General features: G+C 28.4%; 16 protein-coding genes and 1 tRNA gene. 12 read left to right on the top strand and 5 right to left on the bottom strand.

From position 1 onward, the window contains the following. Nucleotides 1-1,449: 1,449 nt before the first annotated feature. Nucleotides 1,450-2,019 (bottom strand): pyruvate kinase alpha/beta domain-containing protein, encoded by a 570-nt coding sequence (locus tag MBORA_RS07660; protein ID WP_042693812.1) that lies wholly within the window; start codon nt 2,017-2,019, stop codon nt 1,450-1,452. Nucleotides 2,020-2,095: 76 nt separating this feature from the next. Here MBORA_RS07660 and MBORA_RS07655 point away from each other — a divergent pair, with 76 nt between their 5' ends. From MBORA_RS07655 to MBORA_RS07615, 9 genes are all read left to right on the top strand, one after another. After that, on the top strand, nt 2,096-2,953 hold the full coding sequence (locus MBORA_RS07655; RefSeq protein ID WP_042693534.1) for a coenzyme F420-0:L-glutamate ligase: 858 nt from the start codon (nt 2,096-2,098) through the stop codon (nt 2,951-2,953). 141 nt (nt 2,954-3,094) lie between these two features. Next, on the top strand, nt 3,095-4,957 hold the full coding sequence (locus tag MBORA_RS07650) for a polysaccharide biosynthesis protein (protein ID WP_063720492.1): 1,863 nt from the start codon (nt 3,095-3,097) through the stop codon (nt 4,955-4,957). 14 nt (nt 4,958-4,971) lie between these two features. Then, on the top strand, nt 4,972-6,171 hold the full coding sequence (locus tag MBORA_RS07645; protein ID WP_063720491.1) for a DegT/DnrJ/EryC1/StrS family aminotransferase: 1,200 nt from the start codon (nt 4,972-4,974) through the stop codon (nt 6,169-6,171). Nucleotides 6,172-6,287: 116 nt separating this feature from the next. Beyond that, nucleotides 6,288-6,809, top strand: coding sequence for a transcription factor E (tfe, locus tag MBORA_RS07640; RefSeq protein WP_063720490.1), 522 nt, complete (start codon nt 6,288-6,290; stop codon nt 6,807-6,809). 5 nt (nt 6,810-6,814) lie between these two features. Further along, on the top strand, nt 6,815-7,306 hold the full coding sequence (locus MBORA_RS07635; RefSeq protein ID WP_042693536.1) for a TIGR00295 family protein: 492 nt from the start codon (nt 6,815-6,817) through the stop codon (nt 7,304-7,306). 1 nt (nt 7,307) lies between these two features. Further along, nucleotides 7,308-8,216 (top strand): DUF5591 domain-containing protein, encoded by a 909-nt coding sequence (locus MBORA_RS07630; RefSeq protein WP_042693538.1) that lies wholly within the window; start codon nt 7,308-7,310, stop codon nt 8,214-8,216. 80 nt (nt 8,217-8,296) lie between these two features. After that, complete coding sequence (locus MBORA_RS07625; protein WP_042693539.1) at nt 8,297-8,581, top strand: iron-sulfur cluster assembly protein; 285 nt, start codon at nt 8,297-8,299, stop codon at nt 8,579-8,581. Nucleotides 8,582-8,686: 105 nt separating this feature from the next. Beyond that, a tRNA-Ile gene (locus tag MBORA_RS07620) sits at nt 8,687-8,761 on the top strand. Nucleotides 8,762-8,872: 111 nt separating this feature from the next. Further along, nucleotides 8,873-9,376 carry an amino acid-binding protein gene (locus MBORA_RS07615; RefSeq protein ID WP_042693541.1) on the top strand — a complete coding sequence of 168 codons (504 nt, stop codon included), beginning with the start codon at nt 8,873-8,875 and terminating at the stop codon, nt 9,374-9,376. On the opposite strand, the gene MBORA_RS07610 is transcribed toward MBORA_RS07615, so the two are convergent. Beyond that, entirely contained in the window at nt 9,373-9,642 is a 270-nt protein-coding gene (locus MBORA_RS07610) for a HypC/HybG/HupF family hydrogenase formation chaperone (protein WP_042693543.1), read from the bottom strand. The genes MBORA_RS07615 and MBORA_RS07610 overlap by 4 nt on opposite strands. 75 nt (nt 9,643-9,717) lie before the next feature. Between MBORA_RS07610 and MBORA_RS07605 the strand changes: the two genes are divergently transcribed. Next, the gene (locus MBORA_RS07605; protein ID WP_042693545.1) at nt 9,718-11,019 is read left to right on the top strand and encodes an FAD-dependent oxidoreductase; all 1,302 of its coding nucleotides are present in this window, start codon (nt 9,718-9,720) and stop codon (nt 11,017-11,019) included. A gap of 5 nt (nt 11,020-11,024) precedes the next feature. Here MBORA_RS07605 and MBORA_RS07600 read toward each other — a convergent pair whose 3' ends face one another. The 3 genes from MBORA_RS07600 to MBORA_RS07590 form a co-directional block, all read right to left on the bottom strand. Beyond that, a complete protein-coding gene (locus tag MBORA_RS07600) occupies nt 11,025-12,074 on the bottom strand; it encodes a glycosyltransferase (RefSeq protein ID WP_042693546.1) in 1,050 nt (349 codons plus the stop codon). Between the two features lie 4 nt (nt 12,075-12,078). Beyond that, entirely contained in the window at nt 12,079-13,038 is a 960-nt protein-coding gene (locus tag MBORA_RS07595) for a hypothetical protein (RefSeq protein WP_042693548.1), read from the bottom strand. A gap of 80 nt (nt 13,039-13,118) precedes the next feature. Next, nucleotides 13,119-14,180 carry an mRNA surveillance protein pelota gene (locus tag MBORA_RS07590; protein WP_063720489.1) on the bottom strand — a complete coding sequence of 354 codons (1,062 nt, stop codon included), beginning with the start codon at nt 14,178-14,180 and terminating at the stop codon, nt 13,119-13,121. A 62-nt stretch (nt 14,181-14,242) separates the two neighbouring features. Between MBORA_RS07590 and MBORA_RS07585 the strand changes: the two genes are divergently transcribed. Together MBORA_RS07585 and MBORA_RS07580 are read left to right on the top strand one after the other, a co-directional pair. Next, nucleotides 14,243-15,553, top strand: coding sequence for a prephenate dehydrogenase (locus tag MBORA_RS07585; RefSeq protein WP_042693550.1), 1,311 nt, complete (start codon nt 14,243-14,245; stop codon nt 15,551-15,553). Between the two features lie 335 nt (nt 15,554-15,888). Next, nucleotides 15,889-18,081, top strand: coding sequence for a CDC48 family AAA ATPase (locus MBORA_RS07580; protein WP_063720488.1), 2,193 nt, complete (start codon nt 15,889-15,891; stop codon nt 18,079-18,081). Nucleotides 18,082-18,337 lie beyond the last annotated feature (256 nt).

Below are 18,337 nucleotides of genomic sequence, written 5' to 3'. Positions count from 1 at the left end.
TGAAATCAAAAAAAAAACTACAAATCTAAACATAAGCAAATATTGAAGAGAGATAAAAGGGATTAGCCACCCTTTTATCCACACATTGAGTGTTGGCAGATATTATTTAATTTTGAATATTTTTCATTTTAAGTATATCTATTTTTTTTAAGTTAATGATACGAACTTTATTGAATTAATTACTGAATGTAAATCCATATTTTTTTCTTTAATTAAATTTTATAATCTTATTAGGTTGTATGATGACGCAATTATGAACATTAGGTTTTGAACTCTTTTTAAAACCTTTTAATGGTATATCATTATAATGGTATATTCTTTTAAATGTGCTGTTGTGTGCTTCTACTGTTTTTGAACATAATTTCTATATTCTTCTATTCCTTCTTCTGAAGACATTAAGCGTTCAGTTTTGTAGGAAACTTCGTTGAGATATCCGCGTTATTGTTCTGTGATTGGTGTTATAACATGTTTTCCTGAATATTCACATTTTTTTACATTCATCATAATTACGAATAAAATAATTTAACTTTATTATCCACCTCCTATTCTCCATTGGTGCAGGGTTATGTGCTATCGAGCGTTGATTCTTTTTTCATTGGATAAATGAAAACATTTTTATAATTCATCAAAAACAAAACAATACAAATAGCAAATTATGATTTTTCATGGATAATTTTCCTGATTTTTTTTCTAATCTTTGCTGTAGATGTTGGAATATTAGAGCATTTTTATACCCTAAGTTATTTTATGTAATTCAAGTTGACTAATGTTGAATATTGATTGTATCTGCACTAATTATTTTTGTGGTTTTAGGTTTAAATTAGTAGAGTATTTGATTTCATTAAATTACTGGAATTTGATAAATGATCATGATGGGGATTTTGAACTACATTAACAACCACATTAATCCATAACTTAGACTGGGATATCTCTTCCCAACTGAACAATTTATAATAAATAATTTTGGAATATCTTTGTCATTTTATCATTTAGTTTTCATCAAATATAGTATTCATTATCCATTTAAAGCCAAAAACTTTTTTGACCCGGACTAATCCAAGCAAATAGCCACCAATAAAAAAAAGTAATATACAACTTTTTCATCATCCTGATAATAGATTCATTACATATGATTTCTTTGCACTTCGCCTAAACCCCTTAATTTCATTTTTAGACAATTCCTCAACCAGATTTTAATAACTTTAATTAAAAATAATAAATTATTAACAATTAATATAATAAAACAATGAAAATAATAAATAATAATTGAAAATATATTTGAATTTAACTATTGAATTAAAAAAAGAAGCTAAATTCGCATGAAAAAAAATAATAAAATATGAAAATGAATAATATTAAAAAAATAGTATAAAAACAGGATGAAAAATGAAGATTAATTAAAACTCAATAATTTCTGCCAACACTAACATTTATAAAAAAAAATGTTAATCATTGCCTCGGCATTGCAATAATTTCATGAATTTCTAAATCAAATAAATCTTTAGAATTAACTGGAGTTAATATTACTGCAGTATCAACACCATGACCTTTACCACCAATAGCTAAAATTTCTTCACCAACAGGCACTAATCCTGCATCAGCAGCCATTATAGAAATTTCAGCCGCTACTTTAACACCATGAGAAAACATTCTTAATGTATCAGCAACTATGTCTAATGGAGCATGACCACCATATTTGTTTGTAACACCCCTATTTGCACCACTAAATGCATGAGATCCAAAATAAGTTTCAATACCTAAATTACTTAACTTAGAAATCATTTCATCAGAAATATCTTTTTCATTTGGAGCAGTAAATCCTACATTATGAGAAACATTAATTATTTTTATATTATCCCCCAAGGCTTCATAAAGCTTCAATGCAGAATCTCCAGATGCAGATGCAATAACAACATATTTAATATTATCCATATTGTCTAATCGATCTTGAACAACACTAATTAAATCTTCAGTATAATTTTTACCTTCATTTTCAAAATATGTAATAAATTTTCTTATCATTATATCAACCTTAAATTATAATAATATATAGTTATCATATATTTATTGTGACTAATTTTTATTAAAGATTATTATGACAACACAATTAGATAATATAAAACACATGATTCATGACAACTACATTGTAATTCCAATTGAAACAGGTTACATAAAACCTCATGAAAATTTAAATCAAATTATCAATCCGGCAAAAGAAATAATGGAAGATGGGGATTACTTAGTTATTGCTGAAACACCAATATCTGTTTCACAAGGTCGTTTAATTGATGAATCTAAATATAAAGCATCACTTAAAGCTAAATTTCTAACAACAGTTTGGAGCAAATATTTGTGGGGATATATTTTTGGACCAATTTTAGGAATTAAAAAAAGAACAATTAAAAACTTAAGAAAGCTTCCCAAAGAAACAAAAGCACATAAAGAAGTTATTCTCCAATTATATGGATTAAAACATGCATTAAAACCAGCATCAGAAGCAGGTGTAGATTTAAGTAATGCACCTGGAAGTTTTGTTTCACTTCTTCCTAAAAACCCCGAAAAAGTAGCTATTGAAATAAAAAAAGAAATAGGGAAAGATGTTTTTGTAATGATTATAGATACTGATGCGACATATATGAAAAATAACAAATATTTCACAGGTCTGCCAATAGCTATTGAGGGCATTGAAGCAGACAAAGGTTTTTTTGGATATGTTAAAGGACAACTATCTGAAAATATGGGATCAACACCTTTAGGATGTAGTGATAAAATAGATGTTGAAACTGCATTAAAATTTGCAAATATTGCTGAAGATTATCAGAAATCATTAGCTAATGAAATGAAAACTATACATAGTGTAAAATCTGTTTTAAATGTAGATATTGATGAAATTACAATTGAAACTCTTGATTCTATAACACATACTCCTGCAGTAATAATTAGAAAAAAGTAGTTTGTTATAAAAAAGGAATTATTACTAAAACTAAAAAATAGTTTGAATAATGCCCAATAATTAAAATTAACGAACATTAATAAAATTTTTATACAATTAAAAAAAACATATAATATTATAACACATTAATGAGGGTGAAAATTGATTAACTTAAACCCATTTTCACGATATAGAAACATCCTAATACCCCTAGCGGATGTTATCTGTATTATAATCGGATATATATTTACATTTTACTTAATTATTGATGCAGAACTATTCTTTAGTCCAGAATTACAATTAAGCATTGTTTTATCAATAATCATTTATCAAATTGTATTTAGATTAACTGGAAGATATAATACAATAATACGATATGAAACCGAACAAGATTATATTACTTACATCTTACTTTGTTTTATATCTTCAATTCTAGTTTCACTTAGTGGAGAATTATTATTTCACTTTTCAGAAGTTTCAGTAAAACAAAGTGTTGGTAGTGGATTAATAATTGGTGTTTTAATTGTAACTTATCATTTAACAATCAGATATTCATTCATGTCAAATATGTCAGGTAGTAATGATAATAGTAATAATGAAAAACAAAAGAATTTGTTAATTATTGGAGGAGGATACGCTGCTAACGATATTATAACAACAATAAGATCAACACTGAAAGGAAAATACAATATTGTTGGAATTATTGATGACAATCATGCCCGTTCAGGATATTATGTTTCAAGAATTAAAATACTTGGAGATAGACATGATATTATCAAAATTTGTGAATTATATGATGTTGATTTAATATTTTTCTCAATAGTTAATATCGATAATCAAAATAAAAAAGAAATATTAAATATTTGTAGAAAAACAAATGCAAAAGTTAAAATTTTACCTGGATTAAGAGAATTAATCACTGAAAAAGACTTGTACAACACCTTAAGAGATGTCGAAGCAAAAGATTTACTTGGACGTGAACCTGTTCAATTAGACAATAATAATATCCACAGTTTAATAAAAAATAAGGTTGTTTTAGTTACTGGTGGAGGGGGATCTATTGGTGAAGAACTTTGTAAACAAATAATGCTTTATGAACCTAAACAACTACTTATGTTAGATATTTATGAAAATAATTTATATAATATTGAATTAGAACTTAAGGATAAATATCCTACAAGAGATATCAAAGCAATAATAGCTACAATAAGAGATGAAAATAGATTAAAAGCTATTTTTAAAGAATATTCTCCTGAAATTGTTTTTCACGCTGCAGCACACAAACATGTGCCTTTAATGGAAAATAATCCCACTGAAGCTATAAAAAATAATGTATTTGGGACTTATAATTTAGTAAAAGTTTGTGATGAGTTTAAAACAAAAAGATTCATATTAATTTCAACAGACAAAGCAGTTAATCCAACAAACATAATGGGTGCTAGTAAAAGATTATGTGAAATGATTATACAAGCTAAAAACAAAGAAAGTGAAACTGAATTCGTTGCTGTGCGATTTGGAAATGTTTTAGGAAGTAATGGATCTGTAATTCCATTATTTAAAAAACAAATTTCAGAAGGTGGACCTGTAACTGTAACCCACAAAGACATTACTCGATTCTTCATGACAATTCCAGAAGCAGTTTCATTAGTTCTTCAAGCAGTTACCTATGCTGAAGGTGGAGAAATATTCGTATTAGATATGGGAAAGCCCGTTAAAATATATGATCTTGCAAAAAGCCTTATTGAACTGTCTGGATTAAAATTAGGTGAAGATATAAATATTAAAATTACAGGATTAAGGCCTGGAGAAAAACTATATGAAGAATTATTAATGGCTGAAGAAAATCTAGAAAAAACAAAACATGAAAAAATATTTATAACTGAACCTATGAATTTCACAAGCCAAGATATCGAAGATAAATTAGATTTATTTAGAAATCTACTTAAAAATGAAAGTGTTTCTAAAAAAGAAATTAAAAAAACAATGGAACAGTGCGTTCCAACTTATAAAGATCCTGAAAAATAAAATGGAGATAATTTATGAATATACCCTTTTCACCACCCGATATTAGTGAAAAAGAAATAAACTATGTGATGGACGCATTAAAATCTGGATGGATTACAACTGGACCAAAAACTAAAGAATTTGAAAAAAAAATAACTGAATACTGTGGTAGTTCAAAAACTGTTTGTTTAAGTGCGGCTACAACATCTCTTGAAATGACTTTACGTTTATTAGGTATAGGAAAAGGAGATGAAGTTATTGTTCCTGCATATACATATACCGCATCCTGTAGTGTAATTTGTCATGTTGGTGCAACTCCTGTGATGGTAGATAGTCAAATTGACAGGGAAGAAATGGATTATGAACAAATGCAAGATGCGATAACTGAAAAAACAAAAGCTATTATCCCAGTTGATATTGCAGGAATCTTATGTGATTATGAAAAAATCTTTGAAATAATTGAAGAAAAAAAAGATTTATTTAATGCTAATAGTGAACTTCAAGAAGCATTTAATAGAGTTATTGTAATTGCCGATTGTGCACATGGTTTTGGTGCTATTCAAAATGATAAAAAAGCAGGAAATATAGCTGATTTTACTTGTTTTTCATTTCATGCAGTTAAGAACTTAACAACCGCAGAAGGTGGAGCTGTAAGTTGGAAAAATAATAAAAATATCAATGATGATAAAATCTACAAAGAATACCAAATTCTTTCACTTCATGGTCAAACAAAAGATGCCCTAGAAAAAACACAAAAAGGTTCTTGGGAATATGATATTTTAATTCCTGCTTACAAATGCAATATGACCGATGTTCAAGCAGCTATCGGGCTTGGACAACTTGAAAGATATGAAAAAATGTTAAATAGAAGACATGAAATCATAAAAAAATATGATGAAGCTTTTAAAGGAAGTAAAATCATAACTCAAAAACATTCATCTAACAATTATACTTCATCAGGACACCTATATTTAACCAGAATAAAAGATATTACTCCTAAAGAGAGAAATGAGATTATTGTTAAAATGGAAGAAAAAGGAATAAGTGTTAATGTCCATTATAAACCATTACCTTTATTAACTGCATATAAAAACCTTGGATATGATATTAAAAATTACCCAAATGCATATAATCTTTTTAAAAACGAAATAAGTATTCCTATATATTCATCATTAAATGATAGAGAAGTTGACTACATTACTAAAAATTTATTAGAAATTTTAGAAGAATATTAGTTATGTTTTTATAATAAAAATAATATATCTAATAATAATATTAATATCTTATAATATAATTTTTTTATTTTATAAAGTTTCCATAAATTGATTATAAGTAATTCAGGGGAAATTAAATGATAGATGATCCATTAGTAAAGACTTTATTAACCAATGTTGTCGAAGATGAAAATAATTTACAAATTATAAAAGCACTGCTTGATGGTATTGAAACAGACGAAGAAATTGCTGAAAAAACTGAAATTAGACTGAATATTGTAAGGAAAATATTATATAAACTTTATGATGTGGGTTTCGCTAGTTACAAAAGAAGTAAAGACCCTGAAACTCAATGGTATACTTATACATGGAAATTTGAAGAAAACGCTATAATTGAGCATATTACTAAAGATTCCGAAAAATATTTAAAAATGTTAAATGATGAATTAGAAAAAGAAAAAAATAATATGTATTTTGTATGTCCTCATGGACATTTAAGACTAAATTTTGATATGGCAACAGATTATCAATTTATGTGCCCAGATTGTGGTGAAGAACTAACATTCCATGACAACAAACAAATAATTAAACAAATAGAAGAGGATATTAAAATGGTGCAAAGTAATTATGATTCATTTAACAAAAAAGTTAAAAAATAGATAATATGGAAATCAAATTACTTTATAAAGAAAAAACACCTGAAAATATTATAGCACACTCAAAAGCAGTATGTAATAAAGCTATGGAAATAGCTTCTCATTTTGAAAATGTTGATAAAGACCTTATCAAAAAAGGTGCTTTATTACACGATATTGGAAGATCAAAAAGTCATGGAATCAATCATGCAATAAAAGGAGTAGAAATAGCTAAAAAATATGGATACCCCCAAGATGTTTTAAATATTATCGAAAGACATGTTGGGGCAGGAATTACTGAAAATGAAGCTATTAAACTTGGACTTCCTAAAAAATCTTATATGCCTCAAACTTTAGAGGAAAAAATTGTAGCTCATGCTGATAATCTAATAACAGGAGATAAAGAAGTGGGTGTTGATTTTGTTATAAACAAATGGAAATATAAAATCAAAAACCCTGATGAAAATATTAAAAGATTAATTAAACTTAATGAAGAATTAATAAAACCTTTCGAGGAATAATATGAAAGTAATTTGTTCAAGTGAGGAATCCCTTTATCGTCCTGAAGCAGTCCGTTGGAGAAATAGAATGGAAATAATGAAACCACTAGGTGATGTGGTTGTTTTATTACCATGCAGTATGAAAAAACCTTATTCTAATTCTAAATCACATCAAAAATTTAGAAAAGCTAGTAGATCCTATCAAGAACTTATTGTAACATCCCCATTTGGAATTTGCCCAAGAGAATTAGAAAATACATTTCCAATTCAATCATATGATGTAAGTACAACAGGTTTCTGGTCACAAGACGAAATTGATACTACTGGAAAATTAATAGAAAAATATACTGAAGGTAAAACAGTAATAGCTAATCTTAGTGGAGGATATCTTGAATCTTGTAGCCAGTATGTTGATGATTTTATAAATGTTTGTGAAAATGGAAAACCAACATCCCCTGATTCAATATATAATTTAAGAATGGAATTAAAAAAACATGATAAAATTCCAAGAAGAGAAAGACTATTACATGAACTTAGATCAATAGCTATGTATCAGTTTGGACCTGAAGGATATAATTTTATTCCAGATGATGTTAAAACAAAAGGAATGTATCATAAAAAGATTCTTTCAAATAATAAACAATTAGCTCTTTTAAATAAAGATTATGGTTTATATAGATTGAATTTAGCTGGTGGAAAAGTTTTAAAAGATTTAAATATTAATATTGTGAACATTGATTTTAACTTAGAAACTAATACTGTTTTTGCACCAGGAATACAAAAAGCATCCCCTAATATAATTCCAAATGATGAAGTTGTTGTTATTAGAAATGACGAAGTTGTTGGTGTCGGAAAAGCTATTTTAACTGGTCGAGAAATGGAAGAGTGTAGTAATGGTATCGGAGTTAAAATAAAACATAGAGTAAAATAAATTAACCTCTGATTTAAATAATCATGTATAAATATAATAACTTAATATAAAATAATACAATAAAATATAGGAGACTTAATATGTCAGAAGATTTAGTGAATGATATTAAAAATGCGATTTCTATTATAAATGACCCGCATATGGGAATTAGTATTGTAGAGATGGGTATTGTACAAAATATTACTACTAACGGTAATGAAGCTGAAATCATACTTAAACCAACCAATCCAGGATGTATGAGTATCACTCGTATCGCTGCTGATGCAAAACAATTAGCAGAAAAAGTTGATGGTGTCGAAAAAGCTAAAGTTACTGTTGAAGGTCATGCTATGGCTGATGCCATAAATGAAATGATAAATAAATAGAATTTTTTAAATCTTATATAAAAAACCATGTATGACCACAACAGTTATATATGGTTAACAATATAAGTATAAGTGTTGACAATTACAAACAGCTCGTTTTTTTATAGGCTAGTGGCACAGCTTGGTTAGCGCGCTCGGCTGATAACCGGGAGGTCATGGGTTCGAATCCCATCTAGCCTACTTAACTATATTTTTATAATAAATATATATTCTAATTATTAAGATAAGCATTATATACCATGTTCCACATATATCTTCTACAATGTACAAAAATGAGTAGTAGTGATAATAATGTGGGAAAAAATAAATGAAAAATTCAAAAAATATCCTGCAAGAATCAGAGTTGCAGAAAAAATGATTGAACTTGGACTCTCTTTAAGTGAAGATGGAAAAGTATATTGTGGAAATCTAAAAATAAATGATAAATCATTAGCTAATGCTGCAAATGTTGATAGAAGAGTTATTAAATCAACAATTGAAGTGATAAAAAATGATGAAGAGTTACATAACATATTTTACAATATTATTCCTGCTGGAACCCTTTTAAAAAATATAGCTAAAAACTTAAACTTAGGAGTTATTGAAATCGAAGTAGGATCTAAAAGTGAAGGTATACTCGGATCTACTGCAAATTTAATATCAAAAAAAGGTATTGGTATACGACAAGCCTATGCTGAAGATACAGAATTACAAGAAACCCCTATATTAACAATAATTACAGAAGAACCCGTTGGTGGTGAAATAATAAGTGAATTTTTAAAAATAAAAGGAGTAACAAGAGTATCGATTTATTAATTTAAATCGTTCATCATTGCTTCTCTTTCTTTGTCTTCTTCTTCAAGAACCTCTAAAAGTTCTTCCCAAGCTTCTAAAGATTCTTTAGCAGCTTCTTCTGTTAATTTTTCAATTGCATAACCTGCATGGATAAGAACATAATCTCCAATTTCTACATCATGTAAAAGATCCATTTTCGCCTCTTGTCTAGCCCCTCCAAAATCAGCGAACAATTTATTTTCCTCTTTATTAATCTCAACAATTTGAGCTGGTGCTGCAATACACATATACAATCTCTCCAAAATTTAATATATACAATACTTAATAAATTAATATATATAAAATTATCTAAAGGTGAATAAATGAAAAATATTGTAATTGGATCAGGCCCGGCTGGAAGATTAGCTTCCCTACAGCTAGGAAAACTTGGTGAAGATGTTAAATTAATTGAAAAAAATCATATTGCAGGTACCTGCTTAAATGAAGGTTGTATGGTTATTTGTGCTTTAACTGACGTGACCAAATTTATAGAAACAAACAATAGGTTTAACTCTTATGGATTTATTAAAAGCCAACTTGATATTAGTTATGATAAAATAGTAGAAAAAATAATTGAAACACAAAAAATACTTAGAAAAATAAATCAAGAAGAAAACGAAAATGTTGGAAACGATATTATCTATGGCGAAGCAAAACTTGAAGGCAATGAAGTTAAAGTTAATGGCGAAAGCCTTGAATATGAAAAATTATTAATAGCTACTGGAGCACGCCCATTTATCCCAAATATTAAAGGAAGTAAGTACGTATTAACTAATAAAGACATTTTAAAACTTGATAAGATTCCTGAAAAGCTAAATATATATGGTGGTGGAATATTAGCTGCTGAAGTTGCTAATATATATTCCTCATTAGGTAGTGAAGTTAATATAATCACTAGAAGTAAATTTTTAAAAGAAATAGAAAATGAAACTAAAGAATATATTCTAAAACATATAATGCCAGATATAACCCTCTATGAAAACACTACTATCATCGAAGCTTTTAAAAATAAAGTTTTAATCGATAGCGATAAAGAAATAGAAGGCATTCCATTTTTTGCAACTGGAAGAAGACCAAACAGTGAAATAGTTGATGGTTTTGTTGAATTGAATCCAAACAAAAGCATCAAAGTTAATGAAATGATGCAGACTAGTGTAGAAAATGTATATGCTGCAGGAGATGTTACAGGTAATTATCAATTAACACCAGTAGCGAGAATGGAAGGTATTGTGGCTGCAAGAAATATGGCTGACTATCCAAATAAAATAAGCTATAATTGCATTCCTCAATCAATAAGTTTAAACATGGATGTAAGTTTTGTGGAAAATGAAAAAAATAATTGTAGTGACAATGAAAAAGCAAGTATTGCAATACCTGGAATTGCAGGAAGTGGTGCTTTTTGGAAAATATTAACTGGTGATACCGGCCATACAAAAATTGAGTTTGATAAAAAGAAAAATAAAATAAATAAAATAAATTCAATATCTCCATCATCTGCTAGTGATATTGCATACATATCCTATTTAATGAGAAAAGATTATGATTTAGATGATTATTCTGACTTTTTAGAAGTGCACCCCTCAACCGATGCAAACTATAAAATTATAAAAAATATGTGGTTATAAAACCACTATTTTAAACCCTTTAACATTTTATCTGCTAAATCATCACTGGCATTCGAACAAATATCTGCATAATAAAGAGCACGTTCTTGAAGACTATCCATAGTATCAAAAGCTTTATTAACATTTTCAACAACATCTTCAACTTCAGATTCTATTATAGCTCCCTTAAATACATCTGCCATATTATGATATCTACCCCACTTTACTCTTGTTAAAGCTACAATAGGAGTTTTGCAAGTTAATGCTTCAGCTAATATCACACCATCATCTGTTAAAACAGATAAATCAGCATATGTAAATAAATGATTAATCCAATTTATATATCCTGCAAAAATAACTTTATTTTCATCAACTAAATCCAAATATTCTTCTTTTAATGGACGTCCAACTAAAACAAGATTATATTCATCTGTATAATCAGAAAATATTTTAAGACCATTTAATACTCCTTTAAAAATAGATGAGCCTGATGAGAAGACAATAGTCTTCTTATTTTCATCAAAAATAGGATATTCTTTTAGCTTTTCTAATGCTATTTTAGCATCCCCACTACCAACATCCTCAGCTAATGGGTAAAATGATTTATCTGTATTTTTTGGAATTTTGTCCCATTTAAAGATATTGAGTTCTGGTAAAATATAACATTTATTTAATTTTGGACAAACAAAAGAATCAAGAGGTGTTGAAATTAGAGAATATGCTGGTTTTCTAGCTAATTTAGCACCTACAGATCCAACAATTGCTCCTCCTCCCAAAACACCAACGACAAAATCAACATCAAGCTTTTTAATAAGACTTCTAGCTTTAAAACTAGCTTTGATCAATCTAAATGCCGCTTTAATAGTTGATATTTTTGTAGCAGCATGACCTCCTGCTTGTGGAACTGAAATTCTATGCCAGTTATATCCTTTATCATCAAACATAGTATCATGAGCAGCAGAATCTAAAGCTACCTCACATTTTACTCCTTTTTTTTCTAATGCTTTTATAGTATTAAGAGAAATCATAGAGTCTCCTCCGATTCCCCTACCTGTAATAATAAATAAACACTTCATTAATTTATTCTCCTAGTTTTAATTTTGGCTTATTTGAAATATATGACCTAGGATGAGGTGCATATGGATTAAAAAGAAGTCTTCTAAAACCTAATGAAACTAATAATGGATTTGTAACATTGTATTGTTTATCTTTTAATATTAACCTTCTAAATAAATCTCCTAAACCCCCTCCAGTTAAAACATCCATGACAAAATCTCCAAATGCTGGATCAAGTAATCTAAGTTGTTGTCTAAAGAATACTTTAAGAGTGCTTCTTCTAACAAATGCTGTTAACAATGTAGTTAATATAAAAAATAAAATTAACCACCAAGTTCCTCCAATTAAATAAAATGATATTCCTAATGCTACACCAAATGTATGATTTCCAACTTCACCTAACATGATTTTACCAAGAAAATCAAGTGGGGAATAAGCTAAACATACAACAAATACCAATAGTGGCGTATACTCAGCAGGTATCCCATATATTGGAGCAACGCCCACAAAAATCATGACAATAGCTGTTAAAATAGACATTATCATTGTAACCATGCATGCAGAACCTGGTTGCATATCAGCAATATTTAATGGTTGAACTAAAAGTGCAATAAAAATTGAAGAAATTCCTAATCCTTCAATGAAACCTGCAGCAATAACTATTAATATTCCTAATCCTCTTGAAAGCTGACCCCATTCTATACCTAAGGAATGAATTTTTCTTCTCCCAACAATATCATCAATAAATGCAAAAATACCAATGATTAAAACCAATGTGTTGTACCCTGGTAAGAGATAAAATGATAAAATTATAAAAGGCACTAAACCTACAGCACGAGGAATTCCACCACGTACATTAGGATATAAATTACCTAAAAACCCTCTTTTACCTAGAAATCTAAATACAATATCTAATATAGCTGTACTTATCGCAGATAAAAGAAATACAAAAACAAATGCCAAAATTATCGATGAATAATACATAAAAACCACAAATTCAAATTTAAAAATAAACAATTTTTTTATTACTACTTATAACTTATAATAATTTATTCTATATAAAATTAATTTATAGGATACCTTAAAATAGCTGCCATACCACCTAAACTTTCTAACTGCTTACCCCCATCATGTTCACTACTGATTACAATAACTTCCCCTTTCATATTTTCAACCATGTCCATTGCATCACCCATATTATGACTTGCAACGACATTATCTAATATTAATAGTCTCTCAACAGCACCCATACTAATTGCATTTTTTGTTTCTTTTAAACCATAAGCTATTTTTGAAGAGTTTTTTCCTATTTCTTCTAAAAGCTGATTTACTGCTAATATTTCACTAGCAACCCTATGTTCTGAGGTTAATTTTTCAACAGTTCCTTTTTTTATAACTTCATGAATTCCTACTCTTCCACCAGATCCAGTATTTTCAATAATAACCTTTTTTGCTAAATTCTTATGTTTATTTTTAATATAGTCATAAAAATCATTTTTAACAAAGCCTGGTCCTGCAACGATGATGTTTTGAATTCCATCAAATTTAATAATAGATTCAATTACTTTTTCATAAAATTGGATAATATTTTTTTGTCTGTTTTTATCAATTAAACGTTTTCCTGAAATATTTCCTTTAATAGGACCATAATATTCAAGACCAAATTGTCGAATTAAGCCTAATGTAGCAATGTCATCTTCAATTGCAACAATAATAACAGATAACTTTTTGGAAGCTTTAATAGCTTGATTTAATCTTTTAATTGCCCATTTAGGCCATTTTTCTTTTTTAATTGATAATGGAACATTCAATTTTACTTCTAATGTGTGATGAGAACCTAATGGAATTAAATCTTCAGGACCTCTACTAATAACTCCAGTTAATCTTAATTTTCCTGTAAAAAGATGAAAACTTATATTTTCAACATCTAAACCTAAATAAAATGTTTTTTTAACTCCCCTATCACTACGTAACTTATCACCAGTAGTATCTTGAACACGGCGAGTTGTCATAGAAGAAGCATTATCCCCCACCTCAACAATATGAGATAAATGCCATAAATCATCTAATGTTTCTGGAATTACTTCAATTATTCCATCTTTTGTATCTTGCTTTATAATTTTCATGCTTTCACTGATTATTTCTCTTATTAATTATTTATATATACCTGCTAATTTAAAAAATATTAATGATTTATATGAAAATTGGGATTATTGGAGGTAGTGATGGTTTAGGAAAAACTCTCAATTACTACTTTAAAGATGAATTTGATGTGTATATAACTGGAAGAGATCATAATAAAGGTCAAAAAGTAGCTAATGATATTGGTGTAAATTATATTGAATCTAATAAAGAATTAGCTAAAATAAGTGACATACTAATTATATCAGTACCTATTCATCATACTTCTAATGTTATACGCGAAGTAGCCCCCTTTATGAAAAAAAATTCATTGCTTATGGATGTGACTTCTGTAAAAGAAGAACCTTCAAAAGTAATGGCTGAAGTATTAAGAGATGATGTTGACTATATTCCAAGCCACCCCATTTTTGGTCCAAGAACTAGTGATTTAGCTAATCAAGTGATTGTTTTAACCCCCCATAAGAAAGGAAAATGGTATGATAAAGTTTATAATTATTTAAATAATAAAAATATGAGAATAATTGAAACTACAGCTCAAAAACATGATTATATGATGAGTATTGTACAAGTTTTAACTCATTTTTCATTTATTTCTACTGCTTCAACAATTGAAAAGTTAAAAGTAGACTTATCTGAAACTGAAGACTATGAAAGTCCAATTTATAATCTTATGATTGATATGATTGCACGTATTGTAGCTCAAAACCCATATTTAACTTATTATATTCAATCAATGAACAAAAATGGACATCATATCAGAAACACATTTAGTGAAGCCGTTACTGAGCTTAGAGATGTAATTAACAATGGTGATGATGAAAAATTCATTGAAATTGCAATTAATGCAACTAAACACATGGACGATATAACAAATGCATTGGGCAGAAGTGACAAAGCTATTAATTCACTTAATCAAGAATATTCCCTGCTAACAAAATCAATTGGTCATGAAATAGCTTTAAGACATATTTACTCTGGAAAAGTTCATGTGGGAATACTTGAAAGTGTTGACAATAAAACAACTACATTAAAAAAAGGCAATGAAATTAAAAGATTAAGATTAGCTAATATTGAAGTGTTATCTGCTGAAGAACTTAAATTATGGAAAATTGAAAATTATAATAGAAAAACAGAATCAATAAGCTGTGTATTTAAAAACAATATTAATGAAAAAATTATTTTAAAAACAATTGCAAATATTGAAGACATTATTGATGTAAAACTTACAGAAAAATATAGTGGGCCACAAATTGCAGAGGATTCTATAAGTTTAACTTTTAAAATTGAAAGTATTTCAAAATATGCTATTTTAAATGTTAAAGAATTACTTAGGGGATTTGGTGGAATCATAAGATAAAATGTTTTGATTTATACGAACAAATATTAAAGTAATAAAAAGTAATTAAAATTTATTTTTAGCAATAACTATAAATAATAAATTATTTTTTAAAAATTATATGTATAAAAGAATAATATAAAAAATTAAATTGATTTAACTATTTTTAAGTAAAATAGCATATTTTAACAATTATCTAGAAAAAACATGTAATCGAAATATTTATATAGTAAAACATATACACTTATATTTGTCAAACATTAAACATACAAAAAGAAACTTTAATATTTTTTTATTTTTTTTGATGAATTTAAAATTAATAAACAATTATAAAAAGCCATTAAGGAGATGATATTATGGCAAACGAAGAAATTACTCTAAAAGTTGCAGAAGCAATATCACAAAAAGATATTGGACAAGGAATTGCAAGAATCGACCCAAAAATAATGGATGAATTAAACTTACACGAAAGAGATTTAATTGAAATTAATGGTGAGAAAAAAACAGTGGCAATTGCTCTTCCATCCCAAACTGATATAGGGCTTGGAGTTATAAGAATTGACGGATTAGTTCGTAAAAATTCAGGAGCAACAATCGGTGGTGAAGTAACTATTAAAAAAACAAAAGCTATTGAAGCTAAAAAAGTTGTTTTAGCACCAACTGAACACAATGTACATGTTCAAGGAGATGTTCGTGGATTATTCCAAGGAAAAGTAATTATGCAAGGAGATATTATTGGAACTCAAGTAAGAGCACCAAGATCCAGTATGGGATTCAATAGTATATTTGACGATTTAATGGAATTCTCACCAATGAGAGAAATTAAATTTGCAGTTGTATCCACCCAACCAAAGGATATTGTCATTATTGGACAAAATACAGAAGTTCAAGTACATGAAAATCCTGTTGATGTATCAAAAATCGAAGGTGTAACAAACTTAGTAGATGTAAGCTATGAAGATATTGGTGGTTTAAAAGAAGAAGTTAAAAAAGTAAGAGAAATGATTGAAATTCCTCTTAAAAGACCAGAACTCTTTGAAAAATTAGGTATTGCCCCTCCAAAAGGAGTTTTAATGCATGGACCCCCTGGAACTGGTAAAACATTACTAGCAAAAGCAGTAGCTAGTGAAAGTGATGCCCATTTCATTGCAATAAACGGACCGGAAATTATGAGTAAATATGTTGGTGGATCTGAAGAAAACTTAAGAGAATACTTTGAAGAAGCTGAAGAAAACGCCCCATCAATCATATTCATAGATGAATTAGATGCAATAGCTCCAAAAAGAGAAGAAACCAATGGTGAAGTTGAAAGAAGAACTGTAGCACAACTTTTAACTTTAATGGATGGTCTTAAATCAAGAGGCCAAGTTGTAGTTATTGGTGCAACAAATAGACCAGACTCTTTAGACCCAGCCCTCAGAAGACCTGGAAGATTTGACCGTGAAATTGAAATTGGAGTTCCTGATGCTGAAGAAAGACAAGAAGTCCTTGAAATTCACACAAGGAACATGCCCCTAGCAGAAGATGTTAACTTAGAAAAAATAGCTAGTAACACACATGGATTTGTAGGTGCAGATCTTGAATCATTATGTAAAGAAGCAGCAATGAGAGTAGTAAGAAGAATACTTCCTGAAATACAAAATGATGAAGAAATTCCAGAAGAAGTTCTCAAAAAAATAGTAGTTACTGGAAATGACTTTAAATCTGCTCAAAAAGAAATTCAGCCTTCTGCATTAAGAGAAGTTTTAGTTCAAATTCCAAATATCAAATGGGATGATGTAGGTGGTCTTAATGAAGTAAAACAAGGACTAAAAGAAGCGGTTGAATGGCCATTAAAACATCCTGAAACATTTAAACGTTTAGGTGTAAGACCTCCAAAAGGAACTTTACTTTACGGAATTCCTGGAACTGGTAAAACATTGCTAGCAAAAGCAGTAGCTAGTGAAAGTGAAGCTAACTTCATTTCAGTAAAAGGTCCTGAGCTCTTATCAAAATGGGTTGGAGAATCTGAAAAAGGAGTTCGTGAAATATTTAGAAAAGCTAAACAAGCATCTCCTACTGTAATCTTTTTTGATGAAATAGATGCAATAGCTGGAGCTCGTAGTGGTAATGATACTGATAGCGGTGTAACAAAAAGAGTCGTTAATCAACTATTAACTGAAATGGATGGTTTAGAAGAACTTCAAGACGTATCCATTATTGCAGCTACTAACAGACCAGACATGTTAGATGCGGGTTTAATGAGACCTGGAAGATTTGACAGACACATTAAAGTTGATGTTCCAGATGAAGAAGCTAGAATTGCAATATTTGAAGTTCACACAAAAGGTATGCCTCTAGCTGAAGATGTTAACCTTAAAAAATTAGCTAAAAATACTGAAGGATATGTTGGAGCTGACATTGAAGCAGTGTGTCGTGAAGCTGCAATGTTTACACTAAGAGATGATATCGAAGCCAATGAAATCCCAAATAAATATTTTAAAGAAGCTATTGAAAAAGTTAAACCTGGAAATCAATCTGGCGAAGAACAACTTGTTCAATATATGTAAATAGGAAGAAAATACCAAATTCTTCCTATCTTTCTAAAGAATAATCTCCTATTTTATAAACTTAATGTTTTTCAGACTTTGTTGAAATCCTATATTTTCAGTCGAAATTTAACATCGAGTTTATTTTTTTCTATTTTAAACTCTTATTTTTGGTGTTTTATAATATATTTATTTTTATTTTATTTACATTTGAAGTATTAAGTGGTATTTTATTAAAAAAAGTCTTTAAAAAGTTATTTATAGTAAAATGGAGAAT

It is taken from the genome of Methanobrevibacter oralis, assembly GCF_001639275.1.
In the GTDB taxonomy this organism is placed as follows: Archaea; Methanobacteriota; Methanobacteria; order Methanobacteriales; family Methanobacteriaceae; genus Methanocatella; species Methanocatella oralis.
This window is presented reverse-complemented; position numbering and strand designations above follow the sequence as displayed.